The 20,841-nt window shown below is 40.9% G+C and carries 18 protein-coding genes and 1 rRNA gene; 17 read left to right on the top strand and 2 right to left on the bottom strand.

Annotation, left to right across the window (positions count from 1 at the left end; translation table 11 throughout):
• Positions 1-81: 81 nt before the first annotated feature.
• The 7 genes from groES to BLR42_RS10000 all read left to right on the top strand — a co-directional run bounded on the left by groES (position 82) and on the right by BLR42_RS10000 (position 7,564).
• Positions 82-366: a co-chaperone GroES gene (gene groES / locus BLR42_RS10030; RefSeq protein WP_022763119.1), complete on the top strand. Its 285-nt coding sequence runs from the start codon at positions 82-84 to the stop codon at positions 364-366.
• Between the two features lie 23 nt (positions 367-389).
• Positions 390-2,012 (top strand): chaperonin GroEL, encoded by a 1,623-nt coding sequence (gene groL / locus BLR42_RS10025; protein ID WP_026499004.1) that lies wholly within the window; start codon positions 390-392, stop codon positions 2,010-2,012.
• 298 nt (positions 2,013-2,310) lie between these two features.
• The gene (locus tag BLR42_RS10020) at positions 2,311-3,333 is read left to right on the top strand and encodes a response regulator transcription factor (protein WP_091868690.1); all 1,023 of its coding nucleotides are present in this window, start codon (positions 2,311-2,313) and stop codon (positions 3,331-3,333) included.
• 10 nt (positions 3,334-3,343) lie between these two features.
• Complete coding sequence (locus BLR42_RS10015; protein WP_170832711.1) at positions 3,344-4,129, top strand: response regulator; 786 nt, start codon at positions 3,344-3,346, stop codon at positions 4,127-4,129.
• A gap of 233 nt (positions 4,130-4,362) precedes the next feature.
• Entirely contained in the window at positions 4,363-5,580 is a 1,218-nt protein-coding gene (locus BLR42_RS10010; RefSeq protein WP_022763123.1) for an iron-containing alcohol dehydrogenase, read from the top strand.
• 187 nt (positions 5,581-5,767) lie between these two features.
• Entirely contained in the window at positions 5,768-6,016 is a 249-nt protein-coding gene (locus BLR42_RS10005; RefSeq protein WP_022763124.1) for a DUF6171 family protein, read from the top strand.
• A 27-nt stretch (positions 6,017-6,043) separates the two neighbouring features.
• Complete coding sequence (locus tag BLR42_RS10000) at positions 6,044-7,564, top strand: alpha-N-arabinofuranosidase (RefSeq protein ID WP_170832710.1); 1,521 nt, start codon at positions 6,044-6,046, stop codon at positions 7,562-7,564.
• A gap of 6 nt (positions 7,565-7,570) precedes the next feature.
• Here BLR42_RS10000 and BLR42_RS09995 read toward each other — a convergent pair whose 3' ends face one another.
• Entirely contained in the window at positions 7,571-8,920 is a 1,350-nt protein-coding gene (locus BLR42_RS09995; protein ID WP_091868684.1) for an MATE family efflux transporter, read from the bottom strand.
• Between the two features lie 292 nt (positions 8,921-9,212).
• Between BLR42_RS09995 and BLR42_RS09990 the strand changes: the two genes are divergently transcribed.
• The 5 genes from BLR42_RS09990 (at position 9,213) to BLR42_RS09970 (ending at position 15,551) form a co-directional block, all read left to right on the top strand.
• Positions 9,213-10,169 (top strand): glycoside hydrolase family 43 protein, encoded by a 957-nt coding sequence (locus tag BLR42_RS09990; RefSeq protein WP_026499001.1) that lies wholly within the window; start codon positions 9,213-9,215, stop codon positions 10,167-10,169.
• Between the two features lie 24 nt (positions 10,170-10,193).
• Positions 10,194-11,834 carry a glycoside hydrolase family 43 protein gene (locus BLR42_RS09985; protein WP_091868682.1) on the top strand — a complete coding sequence of 547 codons (1,641 nt, stop codon included), beginning with the start codon at positions 10,194-10,196 and terminating at the stop codon, positions 11,832-11,834.
• Between the two features lie 268 nt (positions 11,835-12,102).
• Complete coding sequence (locus tag BLR42_RS09980) at positions 12,103-13,632, top strand: ABC transporter substrate-binding protein (RefSeq protein WP_022763129.1); 1,530 nt, start codon at positions 12,103-12,105, stop codon at positions 13,630-13,632.
• 61 nt (positions 13,633-13,693) lie between these two features.
• Positions 13,694-14,611 (top strand): carbohydrate ABC transporter permease, encoded by a 918-nt coding sequence (locus BLR42_RS09975; RefSeq protein WP_022763130.1) that lies wholly within the window; start codon positions 13,694-13,696, stop codon positions 14,609-14,611.
• Between the two features lie 13 nt (positions 14,612-14,624).
• The gene (locus BLR42_RS09970) at positions 14,625-15,551 is read left to right on the top strand and encodes a carbohydrate ABC transporter permease (protein ID WP_022763131.1); all 927 of its coding nucleotides are present in this window, start codon (positions 14,625-14,627) and stop codon (positions 15,549-15,551) included.
• Positions 15,552-15,643: 92 nt separating this feature from the next.
• Here the strand turns inward: BLR42_RS09970 and BLR42_RS09965 are convergent, their stop codons facing one another.
• Positions 15,644-16,570 (bottom strand): ArsR/SmtB family transcription factor, encoded by a 927-nt coding sequence (locus BLR42_RS09965; RefSeq protein ID WP_022763132.1) that lies wholly within the window; start codon positions 16,568-16,570, stop codon positions 15,644-15,646.
• Positions 16,571-16,716: 146 nt separating this feature from the next.
• Between BLR42_RS09965 and BLR42_RS09960 the strand changes: the two genes are divergently transcribed.
• The 5 genes from BLR42_RS09960 to BLR42_RS09935 form a co-directional block, all read left to right on the top strand.
• A complete protein-coding gene (locus BLR42_RS09960) occupies positions 16,717-17,346 on the top strand; it encodes a lactate utilization protein (RefSeq protein ID WP_091868681.1) in 630 nt (209 codons plus the stop codon).
• 30 nt (positions 17,347-17,376) lie between these two features.
• Complete coding sequence (locus tag BLR42_RS09955; protein WP_091868679.1) at positions 17,377-17,985, top strand: MBL fold metallo-hydrolase; 609 nt, start codon at positions 17,377-17,379, stop codon at positions 17,983-17,985.
• A 7-nt stretch (positions 17,986-17,992) separates the two neighbouring features.
• Positions 17,993-19,282 carry a CapA family protein gene (locus BLR42_RS09950; protein ID WP_170832709.1) on the top strand — a complete coding sequence of 430 codons (1,290 nt, stop codon included), beginning with the start codon at positions 17,993-17,995 and terminating at the stop codon, positions 19,280-19,282.
• Between the two features lie 34 nt (positions 19,283-19,316).
• On the top strand, positions 19,317-20,327 hold the full coding sequence (gene pyk, locus BLR42_RS09945; protein ID WP_091868675.1) for a pyruvate kinase: 1,011 nt from the start codon (positions 19,317-19,319) through the stop codon (positions 20,325-20,327).
• A 344-nt stretch (positions 20,328-20,671) separates the two neighbouring features.
• Positions 20,672-20,841 (top strand): 16S ribosomal RNA (locus BLR42_RS09935); the annotation flags it as partial.

Genomic DNA, 20,841 nt, shown 5'->3' with positions numbered 1-20,841 from the left:
TCTTGATGATTAGCACTCGAATCATATGAGTGCTAACAATAAAAAGTCAATAATATGTTGAAGATATAAGGAGGCAAAAAAATGAAGTTAGAACCACTTGCAGACAGAGTCGTACTTAAGGCGCTTGAAGCTGAGGAGACAACTAAGTCAGGAATCGTACTTCCCGGTGCAGAGAAGGAGAAGCCGCAGCAGGCAGAGGTTATCGCTGTAGGCCCCGGCGGAGTCGTTGATGGTAAGGAAGTGAAGATGCAGGTAAAGAAGGGTGACAACGTTATCTATTCCAAGTATGCAGGAACAGAGGTTAAGCTCGACGACGTTACCTACATCATTGTTAAGCAGAACGATATTCTTGCAATTATCAAATAATAGTTCACGGAGGCAATTTTAAAATGGCAAAGACAATTAAGTACGGTGCTGACGCCCGCACAGCTATGGTAGAAGGCGTTAATAAGCTTGCAGATACAGTAAGAGTAACAATCGGACCTAAGGGAAGAAATGTAGTCCTTGATAAGAGCTATGGCGCACCCACAATTACAAATGACGGTGTTACAATCGCAAAAGAGATCGAGCTTGAGGATGCTTATGAGAACATGGGCGCTCAGCTTGTTAAGGAAGTTGCTACAAAGACTAACGATGTAGCAGGTGACGGTACAACAACAGCTACAGTACTTGCACAGGCTATGATCAATGAAGGTGTTAAGAACCTTGCAGCAGGAGCTAACCCTATTGTCCTTAGAAAGGGTATGAAGAAGGCTACAGATGCAGCAGTAGCTTCTATCAGCAAGATGGCTACAAAGGTTAAGGGCAAGGATCAGATCATGAGAGTTGCCGCTGTTTCATCAGGTGATGATGAAGTTGGTCAGATGATCGCTGACGCTATGGAGAAGGTTTCCAATGATGGCGTTATCACAATTGAGGAATCCAAGACAATGCTCACAGAGCTTGATCTTGTAGAAGGTATGCAGTTTGATCGTGGTTATATCTCAGCTTACATGGCTACAGATATGGACAAGATGGAAGCTAACCTTGATGATCCTTTCATACTCATCACAGATAAGAAGATTTCCAATATCCAGGATATTCTTCCTCTTCTTGAGCAGATTGTTAAGACAGGCTCTAAGCTTCTTATCATCGCTGAGGACGTTGACGGTGAGGCTCTTACAACTCTTATCGTTAACAAGCTCCGCGGAACCTTCAATGTAGTTGCGGTTAAGGCTCCCGGCTATGGTGACAGAAGAAAGGCTATGCTTGAGGATATCGCTATTCTTACAGGTGGTAAGGTTATCAGCTCTGACCTTGGTCTTGAGCTTAAGGATACAACAATGGATGATCTTGGTCGTGCTAAGAGCATCAAGGTTGAGAAGGAGAAGACAACAATCGTTGATGGCCTTGGCAATAAGGGCGACATTCAGGCAAGAGTTGCTCAGATCAAGAAGCAGATTGATGACACAACTTCTGATTTTGATAGAGAGAAACTTCAGGAGAGACTTGCTAAGCTCGCCGGCGGTGTTGCAGTTATCAGAGTAGGTGCTGCTACAGAGACAGAGATGAAGGAAGCTAAGTATCGTATGGAGGATGCTCTCAATGCTACAAGAGCAGCTGTTGAGGAAGGTATCATCTTTGGTGGTGGTAGTGCATACATTCATGCTTGCAAGGATGTTGAGAAGGTAGCAGCTTCACTTGAGGGTGATGAGAAGACAGGTGCTAAGGTAGTTCTTAAGGCACTCGAAGCTCCTCTTTACCACATTGCAAACAATGCTGGTCTTGACGGATCTGTAATTGTTAACAAGGTTAAGGAGTCCAAGAAGGGAATTGGATTCAACGCATACTCAGAGGAGTACGTTGATATGATCAAGGATGGTATCATTGACCCTGCAAAGGTTACAAGAAGTGCTCTTCAGAATGCTACATCTGTTGCATCAAGCTTCCTTACAACTGAGGCAGCTGTTGCTACAATCAAGGAGCCCGTACCTCCGATGCCTGCAGGCGGTGCAGGAATGGGAATGATGTAATCCATAAGGATGAATCAACCATAATGTTAAATTAGATATGGATCGCATTATCTAAAAAATATAGGAAGACAGTCTATCGATTTATTCGAAACAGATTGTCTTCCTTTTTGATTTACAGCAAATTCATTATATTGGTACATATTTAATATGCAGTTAATAGTTTTTTTGTTCATATAAAGCTAAAATATTTGTAATGTAGGGATTCTATGTACACAGTGGGGGCATCCGCGGAAAATGATTTTCCTGTAAGCTCAGTTAGACGATGGTGTCTTGGTGAGAGCAAACTTGGAGGTTCGAAGTGAAGAAGATACTGATAGTTGACGATGAACTTATGATGCTGAAGATAGCGGATCGTGCACTTAAGAATGATTATGAGACTATCCTGGTTGATTCCGGAGAAGCGGCTGTTGAATTGTTTGTCAGAAACCTTCCGGATATGGTTATCTCGGATATTAAGATGCCTTCTATGTCAGGCTATGAATTGCAGAGATTGATAAAGTCCAAGGCAGGAGTGAATGTTCCGTTTATTTTTCTTACTTCCGATGACAGTAAAGAGAGCGAGAATAAAGGACTTGAAATGGGCGCGGCCGATTATATTAAAAAACCGGTCAGGGCCGATGAACTTCTTTCAAGAGTAAACAGAGTTTTTGACAATGCAGCCGGTAAGATCATCTCCGATACTGATAATGCAGATATTTCAAAAACAGATCCAAAGGACAATGAATTTATAGACCGGGAACTTGAAAAACTTCCCGAATGGATAATTGAAGAACCGCTGATCGATGCCCGGGAGGGGATAAAAAACTGTGCTTCTGCCGAGGCATATCTTTCATCAATCGATATTTTTATAAGACATATTTCGAATAATATTGAAATACTTGAAAAGTGTTTTGCAGAAGGTGACATAGAGAATTATACGATTAAAGCTCACGGGCTTAAAAGTACATCCAGAATAATAGGATGTATGACTTTATCAGCTAAGGCCTTAGAGATGGAAAAAGCAGCGAATGAAAATAACATTGAGTTTATAAAGAATAATCATATCGCTTTTATTGAAGAATGCAGAAGGCATGAGAAAGCACTTTTGGATCGGACAAAAGAGGAGGAGAAGGAAGAAATATCTGATGAGGAGGTCCAGGATGCACTTATGGCAATAAGAGAGTTTGCTATAGAAGAAGACTTTGATATAGTTCAGTCAATAGTGGATTCTCTTATGAAACGTGCTTTAAAGCCTGAAGACTATAAGAAGATATCTTCGATAAAAATCTATCTGAATAGTCTTGAGTGGGATGAAATTCGTAAGATTACCAATGCCATCTGAGGGGGTTCAAATGGGTAAGGAAAAAATGGGTAAGGAAAACGTGATTATTTTAAGCTCGCAGGAAACATTTTCGGTACACGGAATGGAAATGAAGCTTGCTGAAATAGGATGTGTTAGCAAATATGTACCGATTGACATGAAAAAGCTACAAAGCAATACTGAGAGCTGCGAGCTCATAGTTTATTATATGGATGAGACTGTTTCTGATAGTGCTTCATTCCTGGTATATTTAAAAGACCTTTGCATGGAGAAGGAAAAAAGTCTTATTTTGATTGGTAAGCATGAAGAGTACAATGAAGCTATTAAAACCATACCGGGAAGGTGCATCACAGCTTGGTTTGAACGTCCCTTGGATATGAAGGCGTTCCTGGATACAGTGTCGGATGTATTTAGTCAGAGAATGTTGCAGCAGACACGAAAAGTCGTGCTTATAGTGGATGATGATGTGGCCTATATGCAGATGATTCGTGACTGGCTTAAGGATTCCTATCAAGTGGTTATGGCTAATACAGGTATAAAGGCAATCCGTTGGCTTACGGTTAACAAAGCAGATCTTGTGTTGCTTGATTATCAGATGCCCATAACCACAGGGCCGCAAATTTTTGAAATGCTTAAAAGTGATACGGAAACAGATGAACTTCCGGTAATGTTCCTGACAGGGCAAAAGAGCCGAGAGAGTGTCATGACAGCTATGAGGCTGAAACCGGTGGATTATATTCTTAAGAGCATCGGAAGAGATGCCCTCCGAGATAAACTTGATCAGTACTTTGCTATTCAGAAAGCAATTGCACGCTAGTGGATATTCTTGCCTTCCCCCACTGGGGTGCACGACGTCCGGGGGACGTCGGTTTTTGCGCTGACTGGAGCGGAGCGGAGACAGGTGGCACGGAGTGCCGGATGAGGGCATGAAATAAAAAAACAACTTTCATATAAAAGTCAAGATTTGATTTATTTAAATTACCTCCTTATAATTATTTTGTGGGTTATGTTATTTATTTAACAAAATAATTATTTTAAGGAGGTATTTGTATGTCACGTTTTACACTGCCCAGAGATATCTATCATGGGAAAGGCGCACTTGAAGCGCTGAAGACTTTTGAGGGCAAAAGAGCCATCATTTGTACAGGTGGCGGTTCTATGAAAAGGGGCGGATTTCTTCAGAAGGTAGAAGAGTACCTGAAGGAAGCCGGAATGGAGACAGAACTTTTTGAGGGTATCGAACCTGATCCGTCAGTTGAGACGGTTATGAAGGGTGCTGAAGCAATGCAGAAGTTCCAGCCTGACTGGATCGTTGCTATCGGTGGTGGTTCACCTATAGATGCTGCAAAGGCTATGTGGATTAAGTATGAGTATCCGGATACCACTTTTGAAGATATGTGTAAGGTTTTTGGCCTTCCTAAGCTTCGCACAAAGGCTAAATTCTGTGCTATTTCATCAACATCCGGCACAGCTACCGAGGTTACTGCATTTTCCATCATCACTGATTATCAGAAGGGCATTAAGTTCCCGATCGCTGATTTTGAGATTACTCCCGATGTAGCTATCGTTGATCCCGAACTTGCTCATACAATGCCTAAAAAGCTTGTTGCTCACACCGGTATGGATGCTATGACACATGCTGTTGAGGCTTATGTTTCCACAGCAAATTGTGATTACACAGATCCGCTTGCAATTCACGCTATAGAGATGATCCAGAAGAATCTTGTTAAGTCCTATAATGAAGACATGGATGCAAGAGATGCTATGCACAATGCTCAGTGCCTTGCAGGTATGGCATTCTCCAATGCGCTTCTTGGAATCGTTCACTCAATGGCTCACAAGACAGGTGCTGCTTTTGCAGACCTCGGAGCTCACATCATCCACGGCGCAGCTAATGCTATGTACCTTCCTAAGGTAGTTGCATTCAACGCTAAGGACGAGACAGCTAAGAAGCGCTATGGCGTTATCGCTGATTACATGCACCTCGGCGGCAAGGATGACGATGAGAAGGTTGAACTCCTCATTGATTATCTTCGCAAGATGAATGATTCTCTTAACATCCCTCACAGCATAAACCATTATGGTCCCGACGGACTTCCGGCTGAACAGGGATTTGTTCCGGAGAATGTATTCCTTGAGAGACTCCATGACATTGCTGCTAACGCAATTCTTGATGCCTGCACAGGTTCCAACCCTCGTCAGCCCAGCCAGGAAGAGATGGAGAAACTCCTTAAGTGCTGCTACTATGATACAGAAGTTGATTTCTAATCTTTATCAAAAACGCTTCATGAGTGATATGTACCCTCTTTACCGGACAAAACGGTAAGGAGGGTATTTTTTGCTCTTTGAGAAAAGCATAATTCCTACCCTGAAAGTGTTAATAAGTGTTTGCAAAACAAATGCATTATGATAAAATGTAAAATAATTTATATGCGTCTAAAATAAATGGGGAAATATGGAAAACACCAGAGCTTGTAAGCATTGTCTTCTACGGGATATTGAAGGCGAAGAGAAGAAAATGATAAAAAAATATCGCGATGCCATAACTCCTGATAGCAGGGTTACGGATACAGTATATGAGAACAGGTTAGGTATATGTACACAGTGCGACAAGCTATCAATAGGGACCTGTCTTGTTTGCGGATGTTATGTGGAGTTAAGAGCACTGGGCATTGGTACACATTGCCCTAAGAAAAAATGGTAAATCCATTATTTGGAGGAGGAAGAGAAATTGGCTAAACTTTTAATCAACAACGAGAGTAAAAAATCAAAGATTGCACCTGAAATCTACGGACATTTTTCAGAACATCTCGGAAGGTGTATCTATGAAGGCCTTTATGTCGGGGATAATTCTGACATTCCTAATGTGAATGGTATGAGAAGTGATGTGGTTAAGGCACTTAAGGAAATGAAGATACCGGTACTTCGCTGGCCCGGCGGATGCTTTGCGGATGAGTATCATTGGATGGATGGCATTGGCCCCAAAGAAAAGAGAAAGAAGATGATCAACACACATTGGGGCGGTGTAGTTGAGGACAACAGTTTTGGAACACATGAATTCTTTGAGCTTACAAAGCAGCTTGGCTGTAAGACTTATGTTAATGCCAATATGGGATCAGGTACAGTAAGAGAGATGAGTGAATGGGTTGAATATATGACCTTTAACGGCGTATCACCTATGGCTGATCTCAGAAAAGAGAATGGTCATGAGGAGCCCTGGACGGTAGACTATCTTGGAGTTGGTAATGAAAACTGGGGATGTGGGGGCAACATGAGACCTACATATTATGCCGATGAATATAGAAGATATCAGACATATGTAAGAAACTACAACGGTTCTAAGCCAATTTCAAAGATTTGCTGTGGACCTAATGTTGATGATTATAACTGGACAAAAAATGTACTTGAAACCTGCTTTGATCATACACCCCCGCAGTTCCATGGCTTTATGGATGGACTTTCATTACATTACTATACTCTTCCTGAAACAGAGGATGACTGGAATGTAAAGGGATCAGCTACAAAGTTCACAGAGGAAGTATTCTATCAGACACTTAAGAGAAGTCTCTTCATGGATGAACTTATCAGAAAGCATGGAGCGATCATGGATCAGTATGATCCGGATAAGAAAATCGGTCTTATGGTTGATGAGTGGGGAATATGGACTGATGTTGAACCAGGCACTAATCCCGGATTCCTTTATCAGCAGAATACTATGCGTGATGCACTTGTAGCAGGAATGAACCTGAATATATTCAACAAGCATTCAGATAGGGTAAGGATGGCATGCATTGCACAGATGGTTAATGTTCTTCAGTCAGTTATTCTTACTGAAAATGAGAAGATGATAAAAACTCCTACCTATCACGTATTTAAGATGTTCAGATATCATCAGGGAGCGAAACTTCTTGATAGTGAACTTATCAACAATAGTAAGGTTGGTTCAGGCAAGAATGAACTTCCCAAGCTGTTTGAATCAGTTTCCGAGGATGAAAACGGAGTAGTGACAGTGACACTGACCAACAATTCCCTTGAAGCAGCTGAGGATGTTGAAATTGCTTTCACAAGTGATTCCGATTCATATAAAGTTGCAGAGGCTTCAGTGGTAACAGGTAAAATGGCAGATCACAACACCTTTGAGAACCCCGATGTTGTAACAGAAGATAAGTTTACTGATTACAACGAAAAAGAGAACGGAGTAACAGTAAAGATTCCTGCCTGCTCAGTTCTCATGCTCCGTTTGAAAAAATAAACTATATCAGTTCTTATTTAATCTTGTTCTTAATTGCTTCATTACAAGCATATACAGAATGTAAGAAAATACACCTGTCGTAAACCATGAGAGTGCATCACCTGCAACAGCGATAGCATAGCTGTGAACTCTCATGGAGACAAAAGCGGTAAGCAGCCTTGATACAAGCTCCATAATACCGAGCATCAGGGCTGTTTTTCCGTATCCGCAGGCTTGCATTGCATTTCTGTAAATGAAGATCATGGCAAGCGGGATATAGAAAAGAGCTGCCTCTGTAATATAAATCTTGCTATAAGGAAGATAGTCAGCCAGGTTTACGCCCTTGTCGAAAAACATACTTACAATGTAGGGCATCATAACTACGCTGAGGATACCGGTTATTACAGAATAAATTACAGAGATCTTCATGGCATCCTTCGTTCCCTGATGTACTCTGTCAAGATCACCATAACCGAAGTTCTGACCGACGAAAGCAGCAGTAGTCTGTCCTATGGAAGGCATTCCGGCAGTCATAAGATTTACTACTTTTCCTGCAGCTGTAAAACCGCCTATCGCAACTGACTGATAGATGTTGATTGATGCCTGCATGACCATTGTTCCGGAAGCTGTGATTCCAAACTGAAGAGCCATAGGGATACCGATGTTTAGCTGTTTCATGGCAAAGCCCTTATCCAGCTTCCAACTTCCTTTTACAGGTCTTAAAATATCCACCTTTTTATAAATGTAAATAATACACAGAATGGCTGACGCACCCTGTGATATATCTGTAGCAAGGGCAGCACCGAAGGTTCCCAGTCCAAATACAATGATGAATAAAAGGTCCAGAACGATATTAAGTGCAGCTGAAAAAATCAGGAAATACAGTGGCGTCTTACTGTTTCCGATTGCCCTTAGAGAAGCAGCAAAAAGATTATATCCGATAAGAGCAAAGCTTCCGGCGCATATGGTAATGATATAGGCATAGGCATAATCGTAGATGTCATCCGGAGTATTCATTATATGAAGAAGGCTTGGCATGCTGATTATGGCAATTACCGTCACCACTAAAGTGCTGATAACACCAAGAATGATCGCGTTTACAAAAGCCTGCCTTGTACCTTCCTTACTTCCCGCTCCAAACTGGTGGCTTATGAGAACTGTGTAACCTGTTGTCATACCATTGGCAAGTCCCATTATCATAAACATTATAGTTCCTGTGGACCCAACGGCCGCAAGAGCCTCGGGACCTACAAAACGTCCGACGATTACGGTATCTACCATGTTGTAGAACTGCTGGAAAATAAATCCTAAAAGTATCGGTATTACAAACTTTAAAAGTATCGGAAGGGGCTTCCCTTCAGTCATTTTTCCATTCATTTCTTATCTCCTCAAAATATGTCTAGTAATAAATAATTAAGTTTTGCAAAATTTATACAGTCAGATGATTTTATTCCAATGCAAATTTGTTTTCAAGTACCTTTTTATAAAATGGTTGAAATGTTTAGATAATAATAATATAATTTAGAATAATATAAAATAGTTCAGCAAATAATGAAAGTGATGATAGTGATTAACTTTATAAATTAACTTATGAATTTTAAAAATGTGATTAACTTATTAGCTGAACATTTTGAAACAAAAATTATTTATGTTTTGTGGGAAAGGTATTATGAGCAAGGAAAAAGAGCTTAAATATAATGAGCCATGGATTTTGCAGAGAGCTGATCCATATGTTGTTAAGGCAGATGACGGCTTTTACTATTTTACGGCGTCTGTACCTGAATATGACAAAATAGTGCTTAGAAGATCAGAGACACTTGCTGGCATTGCTGATGCAGAGGAACACACAATCTGGAAAAAGCATGACAGTGGAATAATGAGTAAGCACATCTGGGCACCCGAACTTCATAAGGTTATGGGCAGATGGTACATATACTTTGCGGGCGGTGAGACCCAGGATATCTGGAAGATAAGACCTTACGTGCTTGAATGTCAGAGCGATGATCCCATTGCCGGTCCCTGGGTGGAAAAAGGTAAGATGAAGTGCGCAGAGGATGATGAATTCTCCTTCAGAGCGTTTTCGCTTGATGCTACTGTTTTTGAGCATAGAGGCAAGTGGTATTACATATGGGCTGAGAAGGTTGGCGTCGGCAAACAGATTTCAAACCTGTATATCGCAGAAATGAAGAGCCCTTATGAGCTTAAGACAGTTCAGGTTCTTCTTACAACTCCCGATTATGACTGGGAGAGAGTTGGCTTTTGGGTCAACGAAGGCCCCGGCATTTTAAAGAGAAACGGGAAAATATTCATGACCTATTCAGCCAGTGAGACCGGTGTTGCATATTGCGTCGGCATGTTAACAGCCGATGAAGACGCAGATCTTCTTGATCCTAAGTCATGGACTAAGGAGAGATATCCTGTGCTTAAGAGTGATGCAGAAGCTGTGGTTTATGGCCCCGGTCATAATTCATTTACTGTAAATGATGATGGCGAGGATGTAATGGTATATCATGCACGAACTGAAACTGAGATAGAGGGAGATCCTCTGTATAATCCTAATCGCCATACTATGTTAATGAAAATCAGATATGACGAAAAGGGATATCCCATCTTTTCATGCAGATGAGGACATAAATAAGAGGAGCACAAAATGCATTCAACTAAATATATAAACTATGCGGCAATTGCTCTTGCGACAGCAGCTTTCGCGGTTTCTGCAAGTTGTTCCAAAGGAACTGGAGAATCGGACAAGATGAAAACGGTAGAATCGGCAGATAACAGCAATTCATCAGATAGCAGCAATCTTGAAACCAAGGTGGAGGATGATGGTATGACAGATAAAGCTGAAACCAGCATAAAGACAGGAGTTTATAAAAATGCCGTTTGTTGCCATGATCCTCAGGTAATCCTGGCGGATGGTACTTACTACATGACAGGAAGCCATCAGGTTCTTGCAAAATCGGATGACCTTAAGTCGTGGAGCTACATAGGTAACGGTAACAATGTTTTTGATAATCTCTTTTCAGGAGATCTCGATGCATTTAAATATGTCGGGAAAAATGAGGAAGGTGGCTATTCCGTATGGGCAGCCAACACCTTCTACAATGAAACAATGGGAAAGTATGTGATGTATTTCTGCACTACTTCTTCCTATATTAAGTCAAATCTCTGCATGGCAGTATCGGATGAACCCGGAGGGAAATATACATATACAGACACAATCCTGTATTCCGGTTTTACTAGCTCCCATGCTGCTGAGACAGATATTTATGACGTCCTTGGAGAAGACGCTGATCTTTCAGAATATTTAAAGCTTGGAGGATATGATAATAACAAATGGCCCAACTGTATAGACCCTGCAGTTTTCACAGATGAAGATGACCGCATGTGGATGGTATACGGCTCCTGGTCAGGTGGAATCTTCCTTTTGGAGCTTGATCCTGAAACGGGGAGGCCTATTCATCCTATTGAAGAAGCAGCAAAGGGCGGAGAGGATGCGCCTGATCCTTACTATGGCTACAAACTTGTAGGTGGTGGACACCACGCTATTGAAGGTCCTTATATTACATATTCCAAGGAAACCGGATACTATTACCTTTTCGTATCCTATGGAGGACTTACTTCAAATGGTGGATATCAGATAAGGCAGTTTAGAAGCGAAAATTCCACAGGACCATACGTTGATGCAGCCGGTAACAGGCTGGGAGATGAAGAAAACTACATGAGCTATGGCCTTAAAATGATGGGGAATTACAGACTTCCCAGTTTGTCGGTGACATACATGGCTCCCGGTGGACAGTCTGTTTTTCAGGATGAAAATGGCGAATACTACATAGTTTATCACCAGCGCTTTGATGATGGACAGGAATTCCATGAACCCAGAATACATAAGCTTTTCATGACAAAGGACGGCTGGTTTACGGCAGCGCCCTTTGAGTACACAGGCGATGAAGGAATGTCTTCAATAAGTGAAAAAACGGATGTAACCCCTGACATGTTAAGTGGTACATTTTATCTGTTGAATCATGGTCTTGATGTTAATGAGTTTGTAAATAAGCCCGTAAAATGCACCTTTGAAAATGGCAGTATTACACCTGATGAAGGCGGCGAAATGACCGGTGGAACTTATGCTATAAATAGTGGCGAGCCTTACGTGACTATTACAATTGACGGAGTGGAGTATGAAGGCTGCGCTTTTACCATGACAGATGAAGCCGGAAACAGCACATTATGTATCTCTGCAAAGGGTAATGATAACAAGACAATATGGGCTGTTAAGTATCTGCAATAGGCATTGGTAAATTATAAGAAGGCTATACTATAGTGTTGTGACCATGGATTATGGCAGTGAACACATAATAGCAATATTGTAAAGAGAATTCAGCAATTATTGATAAGTTTGTTTGAATATACAAAAACTATTTTACAAATTTGTTAAAAACAACAAAAGTGTAAAATGTTTTACAAAAATCTAAAATAATTGTTGACGTTCTAAATTTGTTTGTTTAAGATTACTATATAAGTTAATCACTAACTGAGGATTTTTAGGAGGATTTAACATGAGAAGGAAGTTTTTAGGTATTGCAATGGCAAGTGTAATGGGGCTTAGTGCTCTGACAGGCTGTGCTACAACAACAGTTGAGGAAGCTGGAGAGGCTGAGAGCACAGAAGCTAAGACAGAGGAAGGTAGTGGAGCAGAAACTGCAGACGCAGGAGATGCAACAGAAACTGCTGATGCAGCAGAGGCTGAGAGTACAGACGGTTCTTCAACTGACTCACTTACAGGTAACGGAGATAAGACACTCCATGTATTTCTTTACATGCAGGAGCATGAGAAGAAGATTTACGAAGAGCTTGTAAAGCAGTTCGTAGATGAGCACAAGGACGAGATCAAGGAAGTTGTTTTTGAAGTAACAACTCAGGATGAATACAATCAGAAGATGATTGCTAACATGACAGCTAATGATATGCCTGATGTATTCTATGTAGGACCTGCAGCAGTTCGTTCTTATGTAGATAATGGATATGTTCTTCCTCTTGACGATTATGTTGATGCTGACACAATCGGAAGCGTATGGGGAACAACACAGGAGATTTACCGTTATGATGGTAAGAATGTTGGAAGCGGTTCACTTTACGCACTTCCCAAGGATCTTTCCTGCTTCGCATTTGCTTACAACCAGGATCTTTTCGATGCAGCAGGTCTTGAGTATCCTGATCCGGAAAAGCCTTATACATACGATGAATTCATAGAAGTTTGTGAGAAGCTCACAATTGATAAGGATGGTGATGGAGAGATTGACCAGTGGGGTGTAGCTAACGCTGATCAGTTTGGTATGACTCCTTTCCTTTATTCAAACGGAGTTAAGTTCCTTAACGATGACATGACTAAGGTTAACGTTGCAAACAATGAGCCTCTTAAGGAAGCGCTTACATTCTATACAGACCTTACAAAGAACGGTCTTACACCTTCAGTTGAGCAGGATACAGCTCTTGGTGGATACCAGAGATGGCTTGATGGACAGGTTGCATTCTATGCATGTGGAACATGGGACGTTGCAGCATTCATGGATGACGCTACATTCCCTTACAAGTGGAACCTTTGCGGATGGCCTGTAGGACCTTCAGGTGACGGAAGATCACACACATGGATGGGATCAGTTGGTTACTGTGTATCTGCAACATCTGAGAATCCTGATCTTGCAGCACAGCTCGCAGCTAAGCTTTCAACAGACGAAGAAGGTCAGAAGGCTGTATCAGGTATCACAACTGGTGAGTCTATCCAGCTTCCTAATATCACAGAGCTTGCTTATGGTGAGTTCAAGGATGCTGTAAACAGCGGCAAAGTTCCTTATGCTTCAAATGTAGATGTAATCTTCGGATATTTTGATGGTAATGATCACTATGCAGCAGCACTTCAGGAAACAGATTACACATACAATGCTGAGTGGTTCACTCCTTTCTGGTCAGGTGTATTCAATATCAAGAATGGCGATATCAGTGTAGAGGATTATTTACAGCAGGTTGAGCCTGAAATGCAGGAAGCTCTTGATGAAGCAATCGAGCTTCAGAATTCTGCGACAAACTAATGGGTTATCATTCTAGCCCCTTCACAAATGAAGGGGCTGGATTTTTAAGGAGTATTTTTTTATGGCATCAAAAAAAGTAAAAGTTCAGATGTCTGCGATGGCAAAGAGAGAAGAACGCTGGGCGTGGCTCTTTATTGCGGCTCCGTTCGTGGGGTTCATGCTTTTTATGGCATATCCAATTGTGTTTGCCCTGATTGCCAGTACAAGCAAATGGACAGGCATTAACTCACTATGGGGTAATATTGTAGGCCTTAGAAATTACATCAAAATCTTAAATGACGCAAAATTCTGGAAAGCTATGGGAACCACTATCATTTATATGATTGGGATCCCGATAGGGATGATTCTTGGAATTCTTGTAGCTATGGGATTGAACAGAAAGATTCCCGGAAAGAGATTTCTCACTACAATGTACTATGTACCGGTTGTTTCTTCACTGGTTGCTGTGTCAATTCTCTGGGCTTGGGTTTTCAACTATGACTATGGTCTTTTAAACGGAATCTATAAGGCACTCACCGGTCTTCATGGTCCTAACTGGCTCGGAGATGAGCTGATGGTAAAAATATCCCTCATCATCTTCATGGTATGGAAGGGACTTGGAGGCACAATTATCCTGTATCTTGCAGGACTTCAGAACATTCCGAGAGATTATTATGAAGCAGCAATGATCGATGGCGCTAACAGCTGGCAGAAGTTTAAGAGCATCACACTGCCGCTGCTTTCACCTGTTACATTCTACGTACTTATTACTTCACTTATTGGAGGATTCCAGGTATTTGTAGAAGTGCAGGTTATGACACCTTCAGGTGGACCGAACTACAGTGCAGCAACAGTAGTGTTCTACCTGTATGAAAAGGCGTTTACCAACGGTCAGCTCGGCTACGGTAGTGCAGTAGCAGTAATTCTTGCGATTATCATATTCATTATCACTGCCATCAATTTTTGGGGACAGGATAAATGGGTAAAAACTATAGATTAAGGAGGTGTGACAGATGGAACTTGCACTGAAAGCAAAATCAAATGCGAATTCAGACTCATCAAGAAGATCAAAAGCAAACGCAAAAGATTACCAGAGTGATCGCGTCACATCTTCGAAAGAGAAGGCCATGAACGTGGTGATCTTCATAGTTCTTTTTCTGTTTGCAATTACAATGGTGTTTCCGCTTATTTATATGGTAGCAACATCATTTATGACAAAAAATCAAATATTATCAGGATCATTGACACTATTTCCGAATCCTATTCTTATAGGAAAATATAGTCAGGTTCTCAGCAAAGGACAGTTTATCTCGGGAATTATCAATACTGTTACTGTTGAGATCCCGGTTTTGTTAATCGGTGGATTTACCTCATCGCTTGCGGCATTTGCATTTGCAAAGATGAACTTTCGCGGGAAAAATGCACTATTCCTTGCGCTTCTTGCAACAATAATGATTCCTTTTGCAGTTGTTATGATTCCGCAGTATGTATTGTTTACAAAGCTTGGATGGACTAATTCACTGGCTCCGCTTATCATCCCTGGATGCTTTGGCAATGTCAGTATGATATTCTTCCTAAGACAGAATTTGTACAGCATACCGACAGAGCTTATGGATGCAGCAAAAATCGATGGCTGTAACTACTTTGAGATATACTACAAAATATTCCTGCCTCTTATGAAGGGTGCTCTTGGAACACAGCTTATGCTTTGGTTTATGGGAATATGGAATGACTATCTTGCACCTACGATTTTCCTTAGAAGTGAGAAACACTGGACATTGCAGGTGGTTATCAGATCCTTTAATTCGTACTATGCAATCCAGAGTGATTATGCGCTTATTATGGCGGCTTCGGTAATAGCAATGCTTCCTACACTGGTATTATTCTTCTTATTCCAGAGAGTAATCATTGAATCTATTGCTATAAGTGGTATTAAATAAAATTTTGATTAATAAAAAAGCTTCCCCAATTAAAGCCTTCCCCTTTGGGGGGAAGGTGGCACGAAGTGCCGGATGAGGGGAAGCTCTTATTTTTATGCCTCAGTAGAAATAGGACTGTAAGCAATCTTTACATTTATATCCTGACTGTAGTTTCCGAAAGTCTTACCAAATATTGTCAGACCGCCCACATGCTCAGTGTCTTCAGGAACAGCCATTTTAAACTTGATTGAACTTTTGCTTGTCAGATTGAAGTGATCAATGTTGATGTCTGAAATCTGTAAGCCATCAATAAAAGTACCACGATGATTTATCACCAGCATTTTAAGTAATCCATACTGATTCCAATTGGGGAACCACCAGTCCGGAGTGAAGATACCCTTCACATCACCGAAATCTCCGGGTGAAATCCATTTTCCAAGAAACTCATTATTGAGATAAAAATGAATGTCTGAAGGCCACACATTATTAACGCCGGGAGCTTCACTTGAAAGCTCTGCAGAGATACATATCTCATCTATTTTCTGATTGAAAGGAATAAAGTTTGGAACTACATATTCCACATGTCCCTTTGTGAACCAGAGAATATCTGCATTGTAGCGATCGGGATGAGAGAAGTATCTGGTGTCATCCACCTCACCGATAATATTGGTTGAGGATGCAAGTCCGCAGGTAGGAAAAACTTCGTAATCAGCGAATTGTCCAACCTTGATGTCTGCAGTATATATATTTTCGTTCTTTTCTTCGTCCTGAATATCTATAAGAATTTTGTCTACATGAACAGAGCAGATTTTCTGATTACCATGTCCGTTTGTCTCGTTGCTGACAGTAATCATACCGCATTCTTCAAGCTTTCTTATATGGCTTGTGAGCGCACCATTAGTAATATTAAGCCTGCTTGCGAGCTCATTCATGTTCATTCCGTTTTCTTCCAATAGAATTTTGATGATTTCGATTCTGACATCAGATCCCAGAGCCTTGAAGAGGTCGAGCCCTTCTGATAAAGATTTAATATGAAGCATGACTACTCCTTTAAATAAAAGTAAAATATTTAACAAAAATATAATATCACAGAAAGCAGCTAGCTTTCAATAAAATAAAAATCGATGTTTGGCTTTGTTTTCATAATGGAAACAGTTAAAATTAAAAGAAAACAGGAGGAGATCACATGAACGAGAATATTACAAAGAGAAACGAGCTGCTGGCTCAGAAGGTAATAAAAGGTCTTGAATCAAGAAATATGAGCGGTTACTACGCAGCTACAAGAGAAGAAGCTGTAAAGAAGGCTCTTGAAATCATTGAGGAAGGCAGCACGGTTACCATGGGTGGAGCGGTGTCGGCTCACGAGATAGGACTTGTAGATGCTGTGAAAAACGGAAACTACAACTTTATCGGCAGAGATGCTGCTACGGATAAAAGAGCTGCAATGCTTGCGGCTTATGATGCGGATGTATTTCTTTCAAGCGCAAATGCAATGACAGAAGATGGCATAATAGTGAACATTGATGGAAATTCTAACAGAGTATCCGCTATAGCCCAGGGGCCTAAAAAGGTTCTCTTTATAGTAGGAATGAATAAAATCTGTGACGATCTTGACGGCGCTATGAAGAGAGCACGAAATGTGGCAGCTCCGATTAATGCTCAGCGTTTTGGACTCTCCACACCATGTGCAAAAACCGGTGCATGCATGGATTGTAAATCTCCGGATACCATTTGCTGTCAGTTTTTGATTACGAGATTTTCAAGACATGAAGGCAGAATACATGTAATTCTTGTGAACGATATTCTGGGATTTTAATTTGACGGATTTGAATAAGAGGCTCATTACATGACACGAATAGATGAAAAAATCAAATTCCTGGAATCATCTGATAACCCGCTGTCTGCAGATATATATTTTATAGAAGGAAACGAATATACATATATTATAGATGCAGGCAGCAATGATGCAGCATTTGAGTATATAAACAGCATCGATAAAAAGAAAATTATCATCACTCATTTTCATCAGGATCACAGCGAAAACATGAATCGAATCAATATTTCCGACGATAATCTTTATGTTGGAAAACACACCCGGAAGACTATAGGAAAAGGAACGATAGTTGAAACAGAAATAAAAATAAACGACGGAATTAGCATAAGAATTCTTCCTATAAAAAACAGTCATGCAAAAGATTCTCTCTGCGTGGTTGTTAATGATGAGTATCTTTTTCTGGGTGATTCCTTTTACAGCAGCACAAAGGGATACAACGTATCGCTATTGCATGATGAAATAGCGCTTCTTGAGAGTATAACTTTCAGCAAGGCAGTCCTTAGTCATGATAACACGATTCACGACCGAGACTATGTACTTGGAAATCTCAAAGAAATTTTTGCTCTAAGGCAAAAGAGTCAACCATTTATCAGCAATGAACTACTAAGGAAATATGAGTAATAATATTATGAAAAGACCTTTGACTAAGATGCTTGTCATCTTACTTTTTGCTTGCGGTTGCGGTAAAGAACATACAGTGGCTCAAAAGCAGCCTGAATCTGTGAATCAGGAAAATCTGGAGAATACGGAAAAACCATCAGAGCATAGTGACGGGCAAACCGGACAATCTGAGCAGGAAGAAGTAGAGATAGAAACAGTAGAGGCAGAAACAGTAGAGGCAGAAGAGACAGATCAACCGGATCAATCCGATCAATCAGAGGCTCAACCTGCGGAAAATACCCTGACACTTTGCATGGTTGGAGATATTTTGCTGCACACGCCTATAGAGGAGAGATCATGCGACGATAACGGAACTTACGATTTTGCGCCCATATTTTCAGAGATGAAGGATGATATCTCATCTTATGATATTGCGGTTGTTAACGAGGAAGTTATCATAGGCGGTGAAGAACTGGGCATAAGCGGATATCCTGCTTTCAACGCTCCTTATGCTATAGGAGATGCCCTTGTAAACTCCGGATTTGATGTCATATGCCATGCAACAAATCATGTACTTGATAAAGGAAAAAGTGGTCTTTTAAATACCTGCAACTTTTGGAACGAAAACTATCCGGACATAACAGTCATAGGTATAAACGAGACAGCGGAAGATAAAGAACGTGTAGATATTATAGAAAGAAACGGAATCAAAATCGCGCTTCTTAATTATACATACGGAACAAATGGCATCTCGCAGCCTGCTGATATGCCGTATGCAGTTGACCTTCTGGAGGAAGATAAAGTCATAAAAGATCTGGAATATGCAGAGCAAAATGCTGATTTTACTGTTGTATTTCCGCATTGGGGTACGGAGTATCGTCTTACCCCGGACTCGTCACAGCAAAAATGGACAGGTATATTTGAGGAGCATGGAGCAGATCTCGTCATTGGAACGCATCCGCATGTTATAGAGCCTATTGAGTTTATTGACGACAAAATGCTTGTCTACTATTCTTTAGGCAATTTTGTAAACTGGACTTCCGGAACAGGTGAAGGGACCACCAACAGAATGGTTGGCGGAATGGCAGGTGTTACCATAACAAAGGACAGTGATGGTGTTACTTCCATATCTGATTATGGAGTAAAGGCCCTTGTCTGTCATGTGTCAGATGAAAAAGGCGGAATCAGGGTTTTTCCACTGCGAGATTATCCCGAGGAGCTTGCAGCAGTAAATGCAATAATTGCACAGGACAGTTCCTTTTCAAAAGAAAAGTGCATAGAGCTGTGCAATGAGGTATGGGGAGATACATGGGACTGATAGTATAGTCGGATTGGAGAATGAGATTAAATTTATGGTGGATATTTTTGGAACACTAGGACCAAGCTGTAATGATGAAGCAACGCTAAAAGCTATGTTTATGGCAGGCATGACAGGGGTGAGAATTAATTTGTCACACGTTATGCTAAGAGATAATGAGGAACTGCTTAATTTTGTAAAAAGGGCTGCCGAATCTGTATGTATAGATCCCAAAATCCTTATCGATCTGCAAGGGCCTGAGCTTAGAATCGGCAATCTTCAAAAAGAAATAAATTTATGTTCCGGAGATGAAATACCGGTTAGGTGTGAAGGCTATCATGGAGTAATCTCTGATGTTATCCCTCTCGATAAAAGAATATTTGAAGAGATGGAAGAAGGAGATGAGATACTTCTTGATGACGGGAAGATACTTGCCGGAGTAGAACATAGGAGCAACAATGAGGCAATACTCAAAATAATCAGAGGCGGAATACTTAATAGTAGGAAAAGTATTCTGATTAAAGGAAAAACAATTCTGATGCCAACACTTACATCTGATGATATTAGCAATATCAGTGACGCAGTTAAGCTCGGGGTGACCGGTGTCATGCAGCCTTTTGTCAGGAACAGGCAGGATATTCAAATACTTAGAAAAACATTGGATGATGCAGGTGGAGATAAAATAGAGATATACGCCAAAATCGAAAACATGGATGGCGTTGGAATGCTTCCGGATATAATGGATGAATGCGATGAGATAGTAATTGCCAGAGGTGACCTTGGAAATGCGATGCCTCTTTGGGAGCTGCCGTATGTACAGAAGCGTATATCAAAAGAATGTCGAACCAGATCAAAACGTTTTATGGTAGTTACCCAGATGCTGGCATCGATGGAACACAGTCCCATTCCAACCAGGGCAGAAGTAAGCGACATTTATAATGCTGTTGCGGATGGAGCATCCTCTGTAATGGTTACGGGAGAGACTGCGATTGGCGAATATCCGGTGGAAGTAATTGGATTTTTATCAAAAACGGCATTGCAATATGAAAAATCCAAGAAAATATAGAGATATTATTACGTGAAAACTCAGTATATATCAGGGAATATGGGAAACGCAAAAAAAAATTTTGATTTTTTGAAAAAAAATTCAAATTTATTGTTGACACTATATAACCTTAGTGATATATTAAATATCGCTGCGGCGCACGGCAGTAAACAAAAAGCCCGCGAGCCCAGTATTTATCAGCACTTTGACAATAAAATAGTAATGCAACCCTGAAAATTCCAAAAAGAATATTCAGAGAACAAAACAACCTAACTTAGGTAAAAACGGACAGAACAAAGCCAAGCAATGTTCTGGCCAGAGAGAACTTGATTGCTGAGACCCGAAAGGGTTTAAGTAATAGATTTAAACGTGAGAGTTCGATCCTGGCTCAGGATGAACGCTGGCGGCGTGCCTAACACATGCAAGTCGAACGGAGATTTGACGCTGCAGAGACTTCGGTCAAAGCTTGTTAAATCTTAGTGGCGGACGGGTGAGTAACGCGTGGGCAACCTGCCTCGTACTGGGGGATAACAGT

It is taken from the genome of Butyrivibrio sp. INlla16 (assembly GCF_900104155.1).
Classification (GTDB): Bacteria; Bacillota; Clostridia; order Lachnospirales; family Lachnospiraceae; genus Butyrivibrio.
This window is presented reverse-complemented; position numbering and strand designations above follow the sequence as displayed.

Bases quoted from the DNA above. Each gene is read 5' to 3' on its own strand.
- groES (WP_022763119.1), top strand. From the start codon at position 82: ATGAAGTTAGAACCACTTGCAGACAGAGTCGTACTTAAGGCGCTTGAA.
- groL (WP_026499004.1), top strand. From the start codon at position 390: ATGGCAAAGACAATTAAGTACGGTGCTGACGCCCGCACAGCTATGGTA.
- BLR42_RS10015 (WP_170832711.1), top strand. From the start codon at position 3,344: ATGGGTAAGGAAAAAATGGGTAAGGAAAACGTGATTATTTTAAGCTCG.
- BLR42_RS10010 (WP_022763123.1), top strand. From the start codon at position 4,363: ATGTCACGTTTTACACTGCCCAGAGATATCTATCATGGGAAAGGCGCA.
- BLR42_RS10005 (WP_022763124.1), top strand. From the start codon at position 5,768: ATGGAAAACACCAGAGCTTGTAAGCATTGTCTTCTACGGGATATTGAA.
- BLR42_RS09995 (WP_091868684.1), bottom strand. From the start codon at position 8,920: ATGAATGGAAAAATGACTGAAGGGAAGCCCCTTCCGATACTTTTAAAG.
- BLR42_RS09990 (WP_026499001.1), top strand. From the start codon at position 9,213: ATGAGCAAGGAAAAAGAGCTTAAATATAATGAGCCATGGATTTTGCAG.
- BLR42_RS09985 (WP_091868682.1), top strand. From the start codon at position 10,194: ATGCATTCAACTAAATATATAAACTATGCGGCAATTGCTCTTGCGACA.
- BLR42_RS09980 (WP_022763129.1), top strand. From the start codon at position 12,103: ATGAGAAGGAAGTTTTTAGGTATTGCAATGGCAAGTGTAATGGGGCTT.
- BLR42_RS09975 (WP_022763130.1), top strand. From the start codon at position 13,694: ATGGCATCAAAAAAAGTAAAAGTTCAGATGTCTGCGATGGCAAAGAGA.
- BLR42_RS09970 (WP_022763131.1), top strand. From the start codon at position 14,625: ATGGAACTTGCACTGAAAGCAAAATCAAATGCGAATTCAGACTCATCA.
- BLR42_RS09965 (WP_022763132.1), bottom strand. From the start codon at position 16,570: ATGCTTCATATTAAATCTTTATCAGAAGGGCTCGACCTCTTCAAGGCT.
- BLR42_RS09960 (WP_091868681.1), top strand. From the start codon at position 16,717: ATGAACGAGAATATTACAAAGAGAAACGAGCTGCTGGCTCAGAAGGTA.
- BLR42_RS09955 (WP_091868679.1), top strand. From the start codon at position 17,377: ATGACACGAATAGATGAAAAAATCAAATTCCTGGAATCATCTGATAAC.
- BLR42_RS09950 (WP_170832709.1), top strand. From the start codon at position 17,993: ATGAAAAGACCTTTGACTAAGATGCTTGTCATCTTACTTTTTGCTTGC.
- pyk (WP_091868675.1), top strand. From the start codon at position 19,317: ATGGTGGATATTTTTGGAACACTAGGACCAAGCTGTAATGATGAAGCA.